Here is an 18,397-nt window from a genome sequence, read left to right as displayed (position 1 = left end):
TGCTCGACCAGCTCGTACGGGACGTCGAGCATGGAAGGATACGGAACCAACAGAGCCCCTCGGCCGCCGGTGTGATGAGTGAGATCACCACACCAACGACGAGGGGCTCTGCCACGTCACCACCCCCGTTGACCAGCCATTTCACCCCTCAGACCCCAGGATGAAAGAGGTTCACTGTCGTGACTCAGCCCTGGACTACTACCGGTCCCACCTCGATCACGGACTCGACTTCATCGCGACCGGATCATGAGAACGCTCGCGCCTTGCACCATGACCAGCGACAGCTATCTACAGCTGCCATGGTTGAGCGTGGAGACCTTACTCAACCACCCTGAGTTCCGCCGGTTTCACAGCCGTCCACACGCCACTCAATCGGTAGCTAACCTGAAGTGTCTGGTGCTTAAAAGTCGAAATCAGACTCGCCTTTGAGTAGAACTGCCTTGACTACGGTGATTGTTGATGGCGCGAGGAGGCGTGAACGTTGCTGCGCTTGACGATGCTCCGTTATTGAGAGGCCGGCTGATTCCGGAAATCTGCCAGCTTGCAGCTAGAGCAACACCACTACCGGGGGACCTAAGGACCCGAGAAATAGCCTCCCCATACTCGGCTCGAGCGACCTCTTCAGCCTGTATTAGCTTCTCAGTTTCCGCGGAAAGAGCTTCCACTCCCCTGTCTGCAGAAATCACAGAGCCCGAAGCCGCCGATTGGATTTCTTCCGCTGCGTGACTGTACTCGCTCACCAGCCCCAATCTGTTATCTTTCACCGACTCGCTATACGCGAAGCCTGCAACGCCGCGGAGTTCGAATACGGATACTACCTTTTCCTCAAACTCCTTTTGAGCTGCCCCTACCGCACTCTTGTAAATCGCTTCAGCCACGCTCGCCTGCTCTTTGATTTGCCGATTATTCTGCTTATCTGCCGGAATCCGATCCCTCATGGACTGCACACTACTGTCAATCTGGACCTGCGTGTCACGTTTTGCCTGCAGCGCTCCTTGGTATGATTCATCAAATTTGCGTCTAGCGTCCATGACGCGGGCGTCAGCCTTGGCGAGGACAGACTGTGCCCTCCATTCGGCTACGACTCTCTCATCGATGGGGAGTCGATCAGGAGGCTTGACCGCTACAAAACGTCGCAAGAAGCGGCTGCGATTAGCGGGTTTGGCTGTATCAACTCCCGCATCCGATCGCAGTATATTTTCCGCTATTGCTGCAATCTTTCTGAGAAGATGGTCTGGAGCGTAAATTTCTTTACTGACCTCCTTTCCCTTGGCGTGCCAATCGACGACTAGCATAGCCATTTGGGCTGCAATCTCATTTTCGTCCCGCTCTGGCTGCTCCAGCAAGATGTACACCTTCTAATCTCGTACCAGACTAGCAATCTATTATTCAACAGGGATGACGAACTGCTCACATCTCAAGTATTGCGAATTAACCTGTCCCAACTTTCAAGCGGTTTGAGAGAAGGGGTGGAAATCCCTTCGGAAGAGTCTGAAGAGGTTCGTATACCCTCGCGTGCGCCCTGGTGTGCGGGTCTACTACTCGTGTGATACGAGCATTCGTTGCTATAGGTTCAACTCGCCCTGTTGCAGGGCAGGGTGGCTTCAAGTTCCCTACTCGTGAGTGTGTGAGGGCTGATAGCGATACAGACGCGGGCTTCGTGATCATTATTGTGGTGTCCTACGCCCGATGACCATGAGGTGCCCGTGCACACCGCTGTATCTCCTGCGATCCCTGCCGTGTTGACGAAGCTGGGCCCGTTGAACGTCTGCCAGGTCGCTGACCTGGGACCCTGTCTTCGATTGAGTCTCTGACCCGCACTCGCGGCGAAGCCGGTGGTACTTGCTGACGTCGATTCTGCTGGCGTGTGCCTGCGCGGTCGTCTCGGGAGCGAAGAGCACCGACGAGCTCCCCGAATGGGGTGCTGCGAGGGCTTCAGACAGACTGCTGGCGGTGCTCGGTGTCCGCCGTCATCCACTCGGGTGGCGGCGCACCCCCTCGCTAGCGCTCTGACCACATTGGTTCGCCCTGGTCGGTGGTCCGGGCGGTTGGATGTTGCGTGACGTCCGATCCGAATGCTGGGGGTGCGGTGGCTGAACCTGTCCGTGTGCGCAGGTTGACCGACCAGGAGGGGCAGAAGCTGCAGCAGATCGTGCGCCGGGGCAGCACCAGTTCGGTCCGCTTCCGACGCACGATGCTGCTGGTGTCGGCCGGCGGGAACCGGGTCCCGGTGATCGCCCAGCTGGTGCAAGCCGACGAAGACACCGTCCGGGATGTGATCCACCGGTTCAACGAGATCGGCCTGGCCTGCCTGGACCCTCGATGGGCGGGAGGTCGTCCCCGCCTGCTCAGTCCTGACGACGAGGACTTCGTTGTCCAGACGGCCACCACCCGCCCGACCAAACTCGGCCAGCCCTTCACTCGCTGGTCCATCCGCAAACTTCTGGCCCACCTGCGGAAAGTCCATGGGCGGGTCATCCGCATCGGCCGCGAGGCGTTACGCCGTCTGCTCGCCCGCCGCGGCATCACCTTCCAGCGCACCAAGACGTGGAAAGAGTCCCCGGACCCCGCGACCGGACGGCGCCCCCATCTACGTCATCCTGGACAACCTGTCCGCCCACAAAGGCGAGACGATACGCCGCTGGGCGAAGAAGAACCGCGTCGAGCTGTGCTTCACGCCGACATACGCGTCCTGGGCCAACCCAATCGAGGCGCACTTCGGGCCGCTGCGGCAGTTCACCGTCGCCAACTCCAACCACCGCAACCACACCGTGCAGACCCGCGCCCTGCACGCCTATCTGCGCTGGCGCAACGCGAATGCCCGTCACCCCGACGTGCTGGCAGCCCAGCGCCGCGAGCGCGCTCGCATCCGCAGCGAGAAGGGCATCCGTTGGGGTGGACGTCCCCTCGCCGATGCCGCTCCAGCCCGAACGCGAGGGCTTGGGCGATCTGGGCTACGTTGGCTCTGGCCTGCCCACACCGAGGCGCGAGCCGCCCGGCCAGGAACGATTTACCGGAGACAAGGAAGCCAAACGCTCCGCAGCACACTCCCCGCCGCGGTCGAGCGGGCCATCGCGTACCTGAAGAACTGGAAAGTCTTCGCCGCCCGGTACCGCGGCCCCCTCACCGTCTTCTCCCTCGTCGCCAGAACCGTCACTGCCCTCGTCTTCTACAAGAAGGGCTGGTGAAACCCCGTGAATAGGCCTCCTGGCATCCTTGAAGATAATTCGCTGCCGTGCCGGCGTGAAGGGCTGCCGCCCTGCGGCCAGCGCCGACCGCAGGGCGGCAGCCAGGCGGACAGTGGCCTCGGCGAACCCCCAACGGTGCCCCACCGTCCGCGGATGATCGTCGAGGAAGGCGAACAAGTAGGTTTTGCGCCCGGCGACCATCAGCCCGTGCAGGGCGTCCGGTCCAGAACTCTTTCGGCCCGTCCGCATCGAATCGGCCGAACACCGGCGGGACGGACAGCCCGCACAACAAGTCCAGGCACTCGCGGACGATCATGCGCTGGACGGTCCGCTCGTCCGGCGGCAACTTCGCGTGGATGACCCGGCAGATCTGCGCGGCCGACCGCGACCCGTTCCTCCTTCTTCATCAACGCCGCGAGCTCCATGATCTCCGGCGGAGTGCGGGACGGAACTGCCTCAGTGAGGGCACCAGCGCGTGATCCGCACGGGCGCCGTCCGGATCCGTATGCAACATGGCCTCCTACTCCCGCGCCAAAGCGCCGCGTTGGCGCCTGTTCAGGGTCGGGTCAGCAGCCTCCATGATCAGCGTGTAGCGGAACAGGCCGGTCGCCCGAATTCGTTCCAGCCGTACCTGTTCGTCCATCTGATCACCAGGCCTCTCACGCTGTGTGAACACATGCGCGTGATGGTGACACTGGTGACGGCCTGGCGTCAGAGTCGGCTCGTGTTGATCATTTCCGAGGGCCAGGGCGGAGTCAGCAGTATCCCGCTCGAGGCGGCCCAAGCCACCAACCAAGGCGACACCTCGCCGAGGTGGGCCACCGCTCCCGCACCGGCGTCCGGGGCAACCCCCGGCATCCACCACCAACGCCGTGAACACCCGCCGGACCTGAACGGCTCGGCGGGCGAACCGCCGCAGCCAACCCGCACCGTCTCCAGCGGCTGACCCAGCCCCCGTGATCGGTCCGCGCTCCCTGATCGGCCGCCTCTGCCAGCGCCCGCCCGACCACCTCGACCGTGTCCGCCCGCCTGACCAGCACGAACTGTGTGTCGGCTGCGACATGTCGCTTGTGCTCTTTTCAGTGAGCTCAGCAATCAGAATTCACACGGTGGATCAAGGCTGAACCATGAGCACAGTAAATACGTAGTACTACTAGGTCGCCGCAGTACGGCATCCGCCACAGAAATACCTCTTCAGGAGCCTCCGAAACTAAGCGAACGGCATAGGGGAAACGTGAATCGATCATCGCATAACACTTCAACCCCCCTGCAAAATCCCACCGACTGGACCCAGTGGGGGCGGGAAGGGGCTGCGGCGGCATACCGGCAGTCACACCAGGAATTACACCGAGGTATTCCTTCACTGTTGGATAAATGGGAAATGGATGCACGAGAAAATATTGAAGCCTCGGTCGCCAGACAGTTAAGCCAGCCCCACGTGCATGCACCTGCAACGTCTCGACAGCCGTTCGGGACCCCGTCACCGTATGCAGTGGCAGCCGCACCTCCGTTCGTCACGCGTCCGCTGACCGGGCAGGCATCGCCGGCCTCCTCCTCGCTCGCAGCGAGCGCAAGCCGTCGCCTAACGGCAGAAGAAGAAGCTGTTCTCGCATGGGCTCAGAAAATGGTAGATTCGAATCATGCTCCAGTAAGGCACGCAATGGAAATGCTGCGACAAATGGCGACTCGCGGCTATTTTACAGATCCGCTCACTGCAGATGATTACACTACGCGTTACCTGAAACCCGAATTTTGGACATCCGAGGCAGCCATTAACGCACTGCGCGGCATGCAGCATAAATATCCGCAAACGATGAATCCAGCTCAAAACGCGCACTATTACGGCGCTGTGCCCCCTGCAAACCATGCTCGCAGGTGACGACCCTGGCGACGGCGCCGTGCAAGCGCAGGTACACCAGTGCGGGATTCCTCATTGGCCGGACATCTGTCCTGGTGGCGGGGTTGGGCGACGGTTTTATAGGCACGGCAGGCAGGAGCGTGATGAGGGCGAGCGGGCCGTCGTTGGCTGGCTGGCGCGGGCATGGAAGGCTCCGCGAGATGTGGTGATGCGGGTCCGGACGATGGGTGGTCAGGGCCGCAGGCGGCAGATCACTGAGCAGGAACGATCATCTCCCTTGTCAAGGCTGTGCCACCGGGTCGGCTGCGGTGGGACCCCATCAGAACTGCGGGCCTTCGACGAGTCGGGACCGGCCGAGTGGACGCTGGATTCCCTGGCCGCGGCAGCGCGGGCCGAGGGGATCGAGGCGGGCCGCTCACAGATGCGCCGCCTACTGACCCTTTCAGTGTGGTCACCAATCGGGTGACGTCGCTTCGGCAGCTCGGCCCGGCAAGGACAGCAACTGCCATGCTTGGAGGCTTCAACACACTCGGCACTCTCACTCGCCGGAGGGGCGGCTGAAGAGGCTCACTGATCGCGAAAGGTGTGCGGTGGCGCCGCATCCGGTCCTAAATGCAGTCGAAGAACCCGGACTTCGTCCCAGAAGGACAAGGATCTTCGGCAGTCGCCTGCACCAAGGGCCACCGGGCACCACAGTGCGCCGTCCGTAGCGGATGGTCAGGCCTTTACCTGCTCGGCGAAGGTACAACGCGCACAATCAGCGACGTCGCAGAACAGTCGCCGCACCGGCTGGTCGACGACCACTCGGGTTCGGGTCACCGGCCGCCGCACAGGGCCATCCCACCATCACCCCGGCGCGCAGGATCTGCCGCAAGAGCCTGAGGACGGACTGGATCAGCAGACACCCAACAGATCCTGCCGACACAACCCTCAACTGCCAAGTCCCACAACGCAATTCATTCTGAAACGATCAGTAAGGTGGATTCGCATGATCGTCGCAACGTTGCAGGCTCAAGGTGCCAGAGCTGAACCGTTCCGGGTTTGATCGAGACTCTAGGTCGTGACTGTGACCTGGGATTTTGTGGTTTCGCGGTAGTACTTGGTCTCGTATTCGGCAGGTGGGATGTGCCCTATTTCACCGTGGAGTCGGCGGTGGCAGTACCAGTCGATCCATTCGGCGGTGGCCAGCTCGACCTGGGAAAGTGTCTTCCAGGGTCGACGGGGCTTGATCAACTCAGTCTTGAACAGCCCGATCGTCGACTCCATCAGGGCATTGTCGTAGGCATCGCCGACTGATCCGATGGATGCGGCTATGCCTGCCCGGTCGAGGTGCTCGGCGAGCGCGAACGATGTGTACTGCGACCCGGCATCCGAGTGGTGTATCAACTCGCCTTTCTGTTACGGGTGTTGGTCTCGGTCGCGCTGCCACAAGGCCATCTCGAGGGCGTCCAGGACGAGCCGGGTCTCCTTTGAGGTGGCTGCTGACCAGCCGACGATGCGGCGGGTGGCTTCGTAGGTGATGACGAAGAGCGTTTGCTGTCGAGTTTCGGCAGCGGATGTTGATCTAGGAGCGTGGACGTGGCCCTCGAAGAACGCCTCCTGCCCGGCCGACGCGAAAATTCGATGCACCGCCTTGCCCGAGTAGGACAGGCGGAATGCGAACAGGTAGCAGGTCACCAACTCGCCGGCCAACCGCACCGTCACGTCCCCGAAGTCGACCTCCACCTCGGCTCCGGGCTTGTGGGTCTGCGGGATGAACGCCTCCACCACACCCCGGCCAGCCTGGACCCTGATCTCCTCACGGCGCGTCGCCACGTATCCACGGACCATCTGATACGAGATTTCGTCCGCGCCGTGCTCATCCAGCAGCCGCTCGAAGATCCGCTTCACCGTGTGCCGCTGCTTGCGCGGCGCGTCCAGGTCCGCCCGCAACATCTCGTCGATCAACGGCTTGAACGAATCCAGCCGGGTCGCCCTCGGCGGAAGCTGCTTCCTCGGCTCCGGCCAAGCCGACGACAACGCCTTCTGCACCGTCAAGAACCCGACGCCGTACCTCCGCTGAAGAGCACGGTTCGACAACCCCTGGCGCGAGTCACGACGGATCGCCGCGTACAGATCGACCTTGGACTTCGGCAGCACCCGGGCCCCCTCATCGTGCAGAGCACAACCATGGTCCCGAAGCAAGCATCCAGGTACTCTCAAATCTCAGCGACATCACTCTTCCGTGGAAGAGAGTGCTCTCAAGGCTGAGCTACAGGCGCTCTCGTAACTCGCTGACAAAGCCACGGCGGGAGAAGGTGTCCACGACGAAGGCGACGTAGACGACGCCGGCGAACGTGGTGACGTGGGTGAAGTCGGCGACCCAGCAGCGGTTCGGGGCGGGGGCGACAAAGTCGCGGTCCACGAGGTCCGGGGCCCGTTCCGCGCTCGCGTCGGGGACAGTGGTGATCACCTTCTTGCCGCGGACCGCTCCGGTGATGCCCAGTTCACGCATGAGGCGTTCGACGGTGCAGCGGGCCACCGCGACTCCCTGGCGGTTCAGGTGCCGCCAGATCTTCCGGGCTCCGTAGACACGGCCTCGTACGCGTCGGTGATGAGGGTCTTCAGCTCGGCGTCGCGGACAGTGCGGGCCGCGGGTGCGGCCTGGCGTTTGTGGTGGGCGTAGTAGGTGGACGGTGCGATCTTGCAGTCGTGGTCGGTGAGGACCCGGCAGATCGGCTCGACGCCGCCGAAGCGGTCCCCCTACTCGTCGATGAACGCTACGAGCGTGTGTGTGGCCGGTCGAGCTCGGCCGCGAAGAAAGACGCCGCAGCCTTGAGGATGTCGTTGGCCCGTTTCAGCTCGGCGTTCTCCTTCTTCAGCCGCTTCAGCTCCGCCGACTCCTCGCTCGTCGTGCCCGCACGGGTCCCGGCGTCGATCTGGTCCTGCCGGACCCACTTGCGCAGCGTCTCGGTCGTGCCGATGCCCAGCTTCTGGGCGACCGCTTTCATCGCGGCCCACTCGGTGTCGTACTCCGGCCGCACCTCGGCGACCATGCGCACCGCACGACGGCGCAGCTCAAGCGGGTACTGGGAAGGACGTGCCATAACTCGATCCTCTCAAACGATCGAGTCCCTACCGAACCCGGAACGGTTCAGCTGCGGCGAATGTTTGAGCTGGGGTCTGCCAACTCAGTTTCTTGCGGGGTCGGTTGTTGAGCCGGTGCTCGATGAGGCGGAGGTCGTCAGCGGTGTGGAGGGACAGTTCGTGCGCTTGGGCAAGTACTGCCGGATCAGGCCGTTGGTGTTCTCGTTCGTCCCCCGCTCCCAGGGACTGCCGGGACGGGCGAAGAAGATTCCGTCGGTGAAGTAGGGCGCAAGCTCGTGATGACGGGCCATCTCAGAGCCCTGGTCCCAGGTGAGACTCCGACGTGCTCGTTCCGGCAGCATGCCGAGGGCGTCACGCAACTGGCCGGACGAGTGCCCCTCGGGCAGCGGGACCAAGCGGAGATAACGGGTGCGTCGGTCGACGAGCGTGGCGACGGCGGACTGGCTGCGGGCGCCCACGACCAGGTCGCCCTCCCAGTCACCGAGACGCTCGCGCAGCTCGATGACCGGTGGCCGACGGTCGATGAGTACGGCGGGTGCAACGAACCGCGGCATGCGCTGGTCAGGGCGGCAGCGCTTTTTCCTCAGCGGCCGACCGGTGCGGAGTTTCCTGGTGAGAGTCCTGCTCAGGCCGCCCTTGGCGCCTGGGTAGAGGGCTCGGTAGATGGTCTCGTGACAGAGGTGCCGCTCGGGACGGTCGGGCCAGCGGATCCTGAGATGGGCGGCGATCTGCTCCGGGCTCCACTCCAGATCGAGCTTGGACTGCACCTCGGCTTTGAGTTCGGGATCCGTGGCCAGCTTGGAGCGTCTGGGACGTCCGGCACGCTCGCGGCCGCGGTGGTGAGCCAGGTCGGCGTCGTATCTGCCGTAGTCGTGCGGGCGGCTGTTGCGCCGCAACTCACGGCTGACCGTCGACGGCGCCCGTCCGAGCCTGCCGGCTATTTCCCGGATGGCCAGGCCGCGGCCGCGCAGCGAGGCGATCCTCCGGCGTTCCGACAACGACAAGTACCGGCCCGAGCGCGAGGCTTCTGGGAGATAGTCGGGTTGAAGGCCGCCGTTCTCCGCCCGCCACCGGTAGCCCGTCTTGCGCCCGATGCCGAGGCGCCTGCACGCCTCGACGCTGCCCACCCCGGCCGCCAGAAGGCGCCAGTACTCGGCTTCGAGCTCCAGTCTGCGCTTGCGTCCCCGCCTCGCCATCAACACTCCACAATGATCAAGGAATGTTGCGACAAGCGTTAGAACCCAAGCGCCGAATCGGCTCACATTTCAAGCGTCGCCGACACTGGCAGCTACCCGGACCGGACTTCCACCGGCAGGCGACGACGAGCTTCCGAACAGCAAGAACACCGCTACGTCACGGTGTCACCTCCTGTTCTGCTGAGCGCACGAAAGAGGCTCACTGATCTGGTCCCAGATGGCGAAGCGGACGGCCGTTCCGACGCGATGTAACTCACCGGCATCTCCCGCTCCACCATCAAAGGGCTACGCCCGTACCGGTGACTTGGCAACCTGTGCACGGGCGTGGCATGCCATGGAGAGCGAGTGGGTGCATGCGGCAGCGGCACAGGCGCCTTGCTGTCGGGCGCGGCCCTGTTGGCGGCAACTGCCAGGGCCGCGCCCGCTCCGCCTGAGTCCGGCGGAGGCTTTGCAGGAGTTGGCCTGCCGAGAGAAGCAAGGCCAACCCCCGTGGTGCTGCCCGGATGCCAGCGTGGACAGCTGTTGCCTGCTCGTCGCGTGGGAGTGGTCCGAGCAGACATTGGTCAGAGCAACCCCCCGGGGCCTGCTCTGACCATGAACCCAACTGCTGTCAGGTACGGCAGCGTGTTCATTCCTACCTACGCCCCTGCTTGGTGGAGGGTTCACATGTTTGCCGGTGTGCAACTGAAGTTCTTCGTTTATGCCTGGGTCGTGGTCTTCTGCTTGAGGCGTTCGTAGGGGGTTTGGCCGCCGAGGCCGCCGTGGGGGCGATGGTAGTTGTAGTGGTCCTCCCACTCGCCCAGTTTGTCGTTGAAGACCTCGGCGTCGTCGATGATGACGCCGTCGAGGAGCCGGTGGATCTCTTCGGTGTCGATGCGGTGGGAGCGTTCGACCTTGCCGTTCAGCCGCGGTGTGCGGGGCCTGATGCAGGTGTGGGCGATGCCCTTGTCGAGGGCATGCCAGTGGAAGGCGGACTGGAACTCGGCGCCGTTGTCGGTCTTGATGACCTCGACCTGGAACGGCAGGCGTTGAACCACCTGGTCCAGGAACTGGATTGCGGTGGCTTGGTTGCGCATTGGATAAATACGCAGGACGCGCAGGCGGGTGCAGTCGTCGATCGCTGTGAACTGGAAGTACTTGTTGCGGCCGCCGCGGCGGCCCTGGGGCATCGAGGCGAGCGGCTCGATGAACTTCACGTCGATCTGCACTCGGTGGCCGGCGAGTTGCTTCTCGTAGCGCTTCCATCGGCGGTCGTGGCGCGCGTAGCGCGGGGAGGTCGGCAGGCGGCCCATGTCGAGGCGGTTGAGGATGCGCCAGACGCCCGCCTTGCTGATGGTGACGTCGTGATACCGCTTGAGGTACAGGGCCATCTTCTCGGGACCGAAGTGTAGTTCTGCCGCAGATAGATGATCTTCCCGACCACCTCGACGTGTGTCGCGTTCGGGGACGTCTTCGGGGCCTTGGAGCGCGTGCGCAGCCCCTCGACGCCCTCGACCTGGTAGCGGCGGTACCACGTGTAGCACGCCTGCCGGCTGAGCCCGAAGTAGCGGCAGGACACCGCGACGTTCTCGCTGACCTGTTCGACGTGGCGTATGACCTCCAGGCGCCGCTTGGCCTCGCGGTCGAGCGGCGGGGCGGTGGGGGTGAGCTTCGGCATGTGGGTCTCCGTAGTGATCGGAGACCCAGGTGTCAACGATGAGCGTCAGTTCTAGACCGACACACATGCTTCCCCGCGGGCTGTGGCCCCGGGGTTGCATGGATACCCGGGGCCACAGCGGCCAGTCTCCTAACCATGCACTTGGAGACGGGCGTGGATGCTGAGGCTGAACTGCTGCCCTCCGTGACGAGGGAGCCCGGCAGGCAGACCTCTGCTCAGCAACGTGGCATCCACCAATTGCTACGTACGGTTTCTGCTGAAGGGTTCATCAGGGCCTTCTTTCGTGGATACCCCGGCCTTCAGGCCGGGGAGGAAACGAAGTTCCTGCGGGGCAGGGCAGGAAGGGTCGGTTCGCCGCCAGTGCGGACCGACGTCAACCGCCCACCGACCGACACCCGTCAGTCACATGGAAGCTGATCGAATGTGAGGCATGGCGCAGCAGGTCAAGCGGGCGTTCAAGTACCGCTTCTACCCCACGGACGAGCAGGCAGCTGAGCTGTCGCGCACGTTCGGCTGCGTCCGCCTCGTGTACAACAAGGCGCTTCAGGAACGCACCCGAGCCTGGTATGGCGAGCAGCGCCGCGTCTCCTACGTGCAGTCCTCCGCCGCGCTCACCCAGTGGAAGAAGACCGAACAACTCGCCTTCCTGACGGAGGTGTCCTCCGTCCAGCTCCAGCAGGCGCTCCGTCATCTGCAGACGGCGTTCGCCAACTTCTTCGCCAAGCGGTCCAAATACCCGCGCTACAAGTCGCGCAAGAGGTCCCGCGCGTCGGCCGAGTACACCCGCAGCGCCTTCACCTGGCGCGACGGGCGACTGACTCTGGCCAAGATCCCAGAGCCGCTGGACATCCGCTGGTCGCGTCCACTGCCCGATAACAGTGAGCCGACCACGGTGACCGTGTCCCGCGACGCGGCGGGACGCTGGTTCGTGTCCCTGCTGTGCGAGGACAGCATCGCCCCGGCCCCCGCCACCACAGCGGCGATCGGCCTGGACGCCGGGATCACCTCCCTGGTGACCCTGTCCACCGGGGAGAAGATCGCCAACCCCCGGCACGAGCGCCGTGACCGCGCCCGCCTGGTCCGTGTGCAGCGTGAGCTGTCGCGCAAGGCGAAGGGATCGGCGAACCGGGAGAAAGCCCGTCGTCGCGTCGCCAAGGTCCACGCGCGGATCACGGACCGCCGCCGGGACTTTCTGCACAAGCTGTCGACTCGTCTCGTCCGTGAGAACCAAACGGTCGTGATCGAGGACCTCACCGTCCGCAACCTGCTCAAGAACGGCAAGCTCGCGCGCGCCATCTCCGATGCGGCCTGGACGGAACTGCGGTCGATGCTGGAGTACAAGTGCGCCTGGTACGGGCGCGAACTCGTCGTGATCGACCGGTTCTTCCCCAGCTCGAAGCTGTGCAGGGCCTGCGGTACGGTCCGCGGGTAGCTGCCGCTGAACGTCCGTGAATGGACGTGCGAGCACTGCGGTGCCGTGCATGACCGCGACGTGAACGCGGCACGCAATATCCTGGCCGCCGGGCTGGCGGCGTCTGCCTGTGGAGACGGTGTAAAACCTCAACGGGAGTCCTCCCGGACGGGGCAGTCGTCGATGAAGCAGGAACCCCAGCGGGCGACCGCTGGAATCCCCCGCCTTTAGGCGGGGGAAGAAGTCAATCAATCGCCCCCCGCCCGCTTGCACCGCTGGACCGAGCCGGGGCGGAGGGGGCCCTCCCCCGTGATGGTGGGCACGCGGCTATTGATCACGCGGCGGGTGTTGTAGCGGGTCAGCCAGGAGAAGACGGTCTTTCTGCAGGTAGCGGCGTCGCTGTAGTCGTGGGTGCCCCGGAGGGTTTCGCGTTTCAGGGAGGTGGAAGCTTTCGCAGGCCGCGTTGTCCGCGCTGGTGCCGACCGCGCCCATCGACCGGGTGAACTCGAGCTGCTCACAGAGGTCGGCGAAGGCCCTGGATCCGCCGTGGGCTCCGTGGTCGGAGTGGAACACGGAGCCGTCCAGACTGCCGTGAGTCGCAGCGGCCATCTGCAGTGCGTCGGCGATCAGGCTGCCGGAGCAGGGACCCGTTCTGCGGGTGATGCGCCGCAGGCCACACCCGGTGCGGGCGACGCAGAGGAGGGCCGAAAGCGGTCTGCGGCACGGCGCCGTCGCCGGGCACGGGCGAAGGGCGCCGGGCTCGGCAGGCCCAGAGGCGGACTGAGCAGCAAGGTCTACGCCGCGATCGATGCCGCGGGAGTGCCGCTGGTGCTCGAGCTGCCCCCGGGCCAGACGGCGGACTGCCCGCAGTTCCGGGCGGTACTCGACCGGGTCCGTGTCGCAGGTCCGAGGGGCCGTCCGCGGGGCAGTGGCCGCCGACAAGACATCCCATGCGGATAAGCGTCGAGCCGCTGCTGCCTTGAGGTCTGCTGAGGCCTGTGGGAAGGCGGCTGCTTCGTCGTAGGCGTGACCGTTCTGGAGGCAGTGGAACAGCATGCCCATGAAGCGGTTGAAGAGGTTCCGCTGTGCTGCGACATGTCGGTCGCCAGCTGCTCGTCGGCGGTCGTAGTGGAGACCGTCGAAGAAGCGGAGTTGTCCATCGAGGTCGTCGAACCGCCGATTCTGCCGCCGCAGGGCACCGCGATCGAGTTCGAGGTGCGGGTGCCGCCCAGCGGCGAGATCACCCTGGTGACGGGCAGGCAGCGAGTGGGCATCCACCAGGCACTGGCCGGCAGGACGGTGACGGTTTGGGCGAATCACCGCAGCGTCCACTTCCTCCTCGACCGGCACCTCGTCACCACGGTCCCGTCCCGGCTGCGGCCGGAGGAACTCGCCTACCTGACCATGCGCTACGGCGCTCGCCCAGCCGGTCCCGAGCCTGTACCCGCGGCTCTGCCCAGGGCCCGCAGCGGCACGGCGATCCTCGCCTCCGGCGAACCCGTCGAGGTTAACCGCAAGGTCCATCGCGACGGGATCGTCTGCCTGGCCGGAGGCCGCTACCAGGTCGGATTCGCCCTCGCCGTCCGCACGATCACCCTCCGCCTCGACGGACACCTCATGCACGCGATCGCCGACAACGCACTGATGGGAACGTGGCCCTGCCCCGTTCCGGCCGACAGTCTGGGGCAGATCGACGGAGCACGGACGGCGACCTCCCCGCCTCCGCCTCTGCCGGCTGGCGCCATCCGGGCCCAACGCAAGGTGCATGCGAGCGGCCGTTTCATGATCCACGGCCAGTTCATCAAGCTCGGCCCACGCCATGCGGGAAAGATCGTCACCGTTGTCATCGAGGACACGCACTACCGGATCCTGCACGGTGAGGACGAACTCGCTGTCAGGCCCCGCAAGAACCTCGAGCCGATCACCAGGCTCTATGTCAAAGGCATGGGCACCCAGAAGGACCGTCAAGGATCTCCTGACGACAAACCGTCAAGGAAGTCCTGAGACCTCACACCGACAATGCAGAACGAACCGCGCCTGATTCCGAACACACCTGCCCGGACTGATGGACACGAGCCAGTCTCGTCTTGTCAACAGGGCTCTCCGGCCCGGACATACTCAAAGGCTCGATTCGCGCCCGCGAAGGCCGCCTCCCGCCGGCCTTCGCCTCCCATTAGGCCTACTCGTTCAAGGACAACCGTGCCTACCTGCGCAGACGCGGGATCACCGCAGTCACCCCGGGAAAGAACGACCAGGCCTCCAACCGCCGCAGGAGGGGCTCGGCCGGCGGTCGCCCCGTCGCCTTCGGCACCCGATGCGCAGCGTCATCGAGAAGCCGACCTCGTCTTCGAAGCACAACCAGGCCCCAAGCGCCACCCCGGACTTTACAACCGCGGCCGGGTCTCCTTCACTCAGCCGGTGACGGCTTCCTCGTCGCATGCGGTCGCGCGGCGGGCCGGGAGCTGGTGGCTGAAGCCATGCCGCGCGATCGCCGACGGCGTCATGCTCTTCTGGAACCGGCGTCCGATCAGCGTTTTTATCCTTGCCAGCGTCCAGGTCTGGTCCAGCCAGCCGTGTGCGACCGGCCCCTTGGGCAGTTCCTGTTCGAATATTGCGAACAGGGCATCACTCGGCTTGTGCACGGAGACCGATCCGGCGGACCGCAGTTCCTCCGCACCACGTGGTGCCAGGCCCGGCGCCAAAGCTGCACCAAACACACACTTACCCGTAAGTCCTTGGCGACCTCCGCGTTGGAGACATCAGCAGCAAACCGCTCCGCGGCCTCCAGCCGGATTCGCTCGCGAAACGCCTGCCGTTCAGGCGTCAGCCCACCATCCTGCAGATATCTCAACCACCGGCATACCGCAACGACCACACGTCGTCAGCCCCCGGCAACATCACGCCTCAAAGGTCAGTAGCCGTGTGTCACAAAGTGGCCCCCTTCTCGAGTACCTCCTCCCCTCTACACAGGCGCAGAGTTCCCGTCAGCAAGCTGACGGGAACTCATGAACGATCGAGGCTAAAGGAACGACATTTGGGTTCTACCGAGGCTTCTTCTCGCCGACCGCCCGGTAGACTGAAGTTCCGGGGCGTGATTGCTACCGTCCCTTAGTTATTTGAGTCGGCTTGCCATGCTGTTTGGCCGCAGGCTTGGGAGTAGAACTCGAGGCGGCTGGCGTGGACCCCATCCCCAGAGAACGGAGGTTAGCTGCGAGAGCCAGTTCTCTCTTCTGGCGCGCCTTGATATCGATAACCTCCTCGGCTGACTTACCGTTCAACAGTGCAGCAGCCTGCTGCTCTCGGGTGAGTAGCGGCCTTGCCTCACTACCCCCCTTCGCCTTGGCATCACGGTATTCTGCATGATCGTTTTTATCCTGAAAGCTAGGCATAGCTCATCCTTAAAAGTTCCAACGCTGACGTAGTGAACTACGCAGGATGCTCTCACGTGGTTCATTGGAAGAAGCTGAGGCATCGGTCACGACGGAGGCGAATTAGCTCTCTTGCTTCCAGATGACATCGATCACGGCCCACTCAGCGCAAGGACGCTGGCCCGGTTCTCGCACTCGCGACATACCTCCCGCTTGCGAACACTTGTAGGTGGCCGCCCAGGGTTGACTCATGACGGGATGCAAATTGCCAGGAGGTTTCAGCAGTCCTGGATGAACCCAAATGTCGGCGACCCAGGCCCCATGCCCAGGGTCATTGAGAAGTGATCTTGTGTCCGGGTTCGTCAGGTGAGTCCGATGGCGGTCAGGGGGCGTTGGCAGTCGCGTGTGGTGTGGCGTAGGGCGGCAGCAACGTCGGTGTGGCCGTCCCGGACGTGGTGCAGGAGGTTGTCGATGCCCCGGTGCCCGCGGAACCAGGCGGCGAGTTGGGTGCCGGTGGCCTCGCCGGGATGCAGGCTGGAGATCACGCAGAACGCGCTCGATGGTCAGCTTGCCTTTCGTCTTCTCCTGTTTCCGGCGCACGACTTGGAGGGCCTGGCGGACTCCGGGGCAGTCGATGTGGTCGAACTTGACGATCTTGAGGCGGCGGATCTCGTTGCGGTGGTGGGCGCGGGTGCGGTCGTAGTGGTCGAGCGTGATGTCACGCCAGGGCAGCCGGCTTATGCGGTCGTGGAGGCCAGGTGCCCGTAGTCCACACGGTCTCCGGGATCGGGCACGGGTGGCGGAAGTCCCGCTCGGTCAAGACCATGGCCATCGCGGCGAACCTGGGCGGGATCGCCTTCCCCGAAGCGCGGCTGGCCCTGCGCATCCACCCGCGCCGCCAGGAGAGCGGCAAGCGGCAGACCAGAGAGACGGTCTACGCCGTCACCAGCCTCGATTCCCACCAGACCGGACCTGCCGAGTTGGGCGGATACGTGCGCGGGCACTGGAGAATCGAAAATTCCAGCCACCACGTCAGAGATGTGGTGTTCGCTGAGGACGCCTCCACCGTCCACACCGCCAACACGCCGCGGGCGACGGCCTCCTTGCGGAACCTGGCCATCGGCAGGACGCGGCTGCTGGGAGCGGACAACATCGCCAAGACCACCTGAGCAGTCCTGGACGCATCCGAATACGCCACCTGGATCTGGGGCATCACCGACAGCCCACTCCTACCAGGAACTTGAAGCCGCCCTGGTCCGGTTACCGGGCAGGTCCGCATCGAATTCCCGGGCGATCTCAACGGAACCTACGCCAGACCCCACGTCGCGGGGTTGAAAGGTGTCAAGCGTCCATGATCTGCAGGACACCCTCATGGACCAACCGCTGTAGCAGGACCTCGGCAGCGCGGCCGTCGGTGGTCCGCAGCTGTGCCGGGCGGACCGGCGTGCCAGAGAGCAACAGGCGTACGTCATCAGCAATCGCGGCGGGCAGCCGGATGTCCTTGTCGTCGACCGAGACCACGTACTGATCGCCGGCGCGGCGGGCCCGCGCCACGATGCCCGGTGCCCTGCGCACCGCAGTGGTCGTGCCGGTGCCGGCGGTTGCGCCGTCCGCCGTCGCGGCCACCATGGACAGCAGTCGCCCGGCATGTGCGGAGCGGAACTCATGGTGCCAGAAGCGCTCCCGTGCCCAGGTGACCATGTCCTGGTATGGCGGTACCTGCGTCGCGGCAGGGCTTTGCGGGTCGGGCGCTCCGGGCCGGGCGAACCCGGCCGGAAGGACCTGCCGCCAGGGCAGTTGCTCCTCCTCGGCGTGTCGGCGCACCGCCGAACTGAGCGCATCCTTCCAGGTCACGGCCTCGATACCGAGAGTGATGTGCAGGCTGGTGTCAGTACGGCTGCTGACGGTGTGGATGTAACCACGTGGCAGGTACATTGTGGCGCCTGCGGCCAGTACGCCGTCGAAGTGGACGGTGGATGGGCCTAGCCGCTCGGCGGTGTTGTGCTGGCTGCTCAGTGGCAGTACGACGGTCGGCTCCTCGATGAGCCAGTGCTTCGAGCCGGCGATCTGCAGGGTGAACAGGTCGTGGGTGTCGTAGTGCCGTAGGTGGCCGGTCTGGCCTGGCGGAGTTAGGTATGCGTCGGCTACCACCCGGTGACTCAGTAGCGCGGACAGTTCCTGGCAGACCCTGCGCAGCGGCGGCCACCAGCGGTGCAGCCCGTGCAGCACCAGAGTGGCGCCCGAGCCGAACGCGTCCAGGATCCGTCCAGGATCGGCGAGGGGACCAGTGCCGTTGCCGCGGTAACACACCAGCCGCTCGGCCGGGAGGGTCTGGCTGGCGTTGACCGCGTGCAGGGTCTGAACGGCGACCGGACCCTCGGTGAGGATGCGGTCGAAGTCCTGGAGAGTCATCAGGTCGGCAAAGGCGTCCGCGGGTTGGCCGGTGGCGATCACTGGTGCGTTCTCCCAGTGCCGTGCGAGGAACACGTCAGCGTCGCCGACCAGACGGGTCAACGACTGGTGGCCGGCCGCGAGCAGTTCGTCCAGGCCGAACCATTCGACGCCGTCTTCGGCGGCGGGAGTGGGGCTCGTGCGGGAGGTCTCCATGGTGTTCCTTCTGGTGCGGGGCTGC

General features: G+C 64.6%; 13 protein-coding genes and 6 pseudogenes. 7 read left to right on the top strand and 12 right to left on the bottom strand.

Features of this window, described 5'->3' with window-relative positions:
- Positions 1–413: 413 nt before the first annotated feature.
- Positions 414–1,346: a hypothetical protein gene (locus ABT070_RS41965; protein ID WP_351768225.1), complete on the bottom strand. Its 933-nt coding sequence runs from the start codon at positions 1,344–1,346 to the stop codon at positions 414–416.
- A 496-nt stretch (positions 1,347–1,842) separates the two neighbouring features.
- On the opposite strand from ABT070_RS41965, the gene ABT070_RS41960 reads away from it, so the two are divergent.
- Both ABT070_RS41960 and ABT070_RS41955 read left to right on the top strand, forming a co-directional pair.
- On the top strand, positions 1,843–2,013 hold the full coding sequence (locus ABT070_RS41960; RefSeq protein ID WP_351768223.1) for a hypothetical protein: 171 nt from the start codon (positions 1,843–1,845) through the stop codon (positions 2,011–2,013).
- A gap of 76 nt (positions 2,014–2,089) precedes the next feature.
- A pseudogene (locus ABT070_RS41955) lies at positions 2,090–2,921 on the top strand (helix-turn-helix domain-containing protein); the annotation flags it as partial.
- A 787-nt stretch (positions 2,922–3,708) separates the two neighbouring features.
- Here the strand turns inward: ABT070_RS41955 and ABT070_RS41950 are convergent.
- The gene (locus ABT070_RS41950; RefSeq protein ID WP_351768222.1) at positions 3,709–3,831 is read right to left on the bottom strand and encodes a hypothetical protein; all 123 of its coding nucleotides are present in this window, start codon (positions 3,829–3,831) and stop codon (positions 3,709–3,711) included.
- An 81-nt stretch (positions 3,832–3,912) separates the two neighbouring features.
- On the opposite strand from ABT070_RS41950, the gene ABT070_RS41945 reads away from it, so the two are divergent.
- Positions 3,913–4,134, top strand: a complete 222-nt coding sequence (locus ABT070_RS41945; RefSeq protein ID WP_351768221.1) for a hypothetical protein — start codon at positions 3,913–3,915, stop codon at positions 4,132–4,134.
- A gap of 435 nt (positions 4,135–4,569) precedes the next feature.
- On the top strand, positions 4,570–5,067 hold the full coding sequence (locus tag ABT070_RS41940; RefSeq protein WP_351768220.1) for a hypothetical protein: 498 nt from the start codon (positions 4,570–4,572) through the stop codon (positions 5,065–5,067).
- 1,032 nt (positions 5,068–6,099) lie between these two features.
- Here ABT070_RS41940 and ABT070_RS41935 read toward each other — a convergent pair.
- From ABT070_RS41935 to ABT070_RS41910, 5 genes and pseudogenes are all read right to left on the bottom strand, one after another.
- Positions 6,100–6,432, bottom strand: coding sequence for an integrase core domain-containing protein (locus ABT070_RS41935; protein WP_351768219.1), 333 nt, complete (start codon positions 6,430–6,432; stop codon positions 6,100–6,102).
- A gap of 12 nt (positions 6,433–6,444) precedes the next feature.
- Positions 6,445–7,185 (bottom strand): hypothetical protein, encoded by a 741-nt coding sequence (locus tag ABT070_RS41930; RefSeq protein ID WP_351768218.1) that lies wholly within the window; start codon positions 7,183–7,185, stop codon positions 6,445–6,447.
- A gap of 145 nt (positions 7,186–7,330) precedes the next feature.
- Positions 7,331–8,132 (bottom strand): annotated as a pseudogene (locus ABT070_RS46350) (IS3 family transposase); the annotation flags it as partial.
- An 84-nt stretch (positions 8,133–8,216) separates the two neighbouring features.
- Complete coding sequence (locus tag ABT070_RS41915; RefSeq protein ID WP_351768216.1) at positions 8,217–9,329, bottom strand: IS30 family transposase; 1,113 nt, start codon at positions 9,327–9,329, stop codon at positions 8,217–8,219.
- 698 nt (positions 9,330–10,027) lie between these two features.
- A pseudogene (locus tag ABT070_RS41910) lies at positions 10,028–10,986 on the bottom strand (IS481 family transposase).
- 430 nt (positions 10,987–11,416) lie between these two features.
- Here ABT070_RS41910 and ABT070_RS41900 point away from each other — a divergent pair.
- Positions 11,417–12,628 (top strand): annotated as a pseudogene (locus ABT070_RS41900) (RNA-guided endonuclease InsQ/TnpB family protein).
- A 735-nt stretch (positions 12,629–13,363) separates the two neighbouring features.
- Here ABT070_RS41900 and ABT070_RS46345 read toward each other — a convergent pair.
- Positions 13,364–13,528: pseudogene (locus ABT070_RS46345) on the bottom strand (IS110 family transposase); the annotation flags it as partial.
- Positions 13,529–13,540: 12 nt separating this feature from the next.
- On the opposite strand from ABT070_RS46345, the pseudogene ABT070_RS41895 reads away from it, so the two are divergent.
- A pseudogene (locus ABT070_RS41895) lies at positions 13,541–14,401 on the top strand (IS481 family transposase); the annotation flags it as partial.
- A gap of 407 nt (positions 14,402–14,808) precedes the next feature.
- Here the strand turns inward: ABT070_RS41895 and ABT070_RS41885 are convergent.
- The 3 genes from ABT070_RS41885 to ABT070_RS41875 form a co-directional block, all read right to left on the bottom strand.
- On the bottom strand, positions 14,809–15,039 hold the full coding sequence (locus tag ABT070_RS41885; protein ID WP_351768213.1) for a helix-turn-helix domain-containing protein: 231 nt from the start codon (positions 15,037–15,039) through the stop codon (positions 14,809–14,811).
- Positions 14,934–15,272, bottom strand: coding sequence for a helix-turn-helix domain-containing protein (locus tag ABT070_RS41880; protein ID WP_351768212.1), 339 nt, complete (start codon positions 15,270–15,272; stop codon positions 14,934–14,936). Before ABT070_RS41880 ends, ABT070_RS41885 begins: the two co-directional genes overlap by 106 nt.
- 855 nt (positions 15,273–16,127) lie before the next feature.
- The gene (locus ABT070_RS41875) at positions 16,128–16,310 is read right to left on the bottom strand and encodes a hypothetical protein (protein WP_351768211.1); all 183 of its coding nucleotides are present in this window, start codon (positions 16,308–16,310) and stop codon (positions 16,128–16,130) included.
- Positions 16,311–16,523: 213 nt separating this feature from the next.
- Here ABT070_RS41875 and ABT070_RS41870 point away from each other — a divergent pair, with 213 nt between their 5' ends.
- Positions 16,524–16,934 (top strand): hypothetical protein, encoded by a 411-nt coding sequence (locus ABT070_RS41870; RefSeq protein WP_351768210.1) that lies wholly within the window; start codon positions 16,524–16,526, stop codon positions 16,932–16,934.
- Positions 16,935–17,106: 172 nt separating this feature from the next.
- On the opposite strand, the gene ABT070_RS41865 is transcribed toward ABT070_RS41870, so the two are convergent.
- Positions 17,107–18,372, bottom strand: coding sequence for a JmjC domain-containing protein (locus ABT070_RS41865; protein WP_351768209.1), 1,266 nt, complete (start codon positions 18,370–18,372; stop codon positions 17,107–17,109).
- Between the last annotated feature and the right edge of the window lie 25 nt (positions 18,373–18,397).

It is taken from the genome of Streptomyces sp. NPDC002884 (assembly GCF_040295245.1).
Lineage (GTDB): Bacteria > Actinomycetota > Actinomycetes > Streptomycetales > Streptomycetaceae > Streptomyces.
Note: the sequence above shows the minus strand (reverse complement) of the source record. Positions and strands in the feature narration are given on the sequence as shown.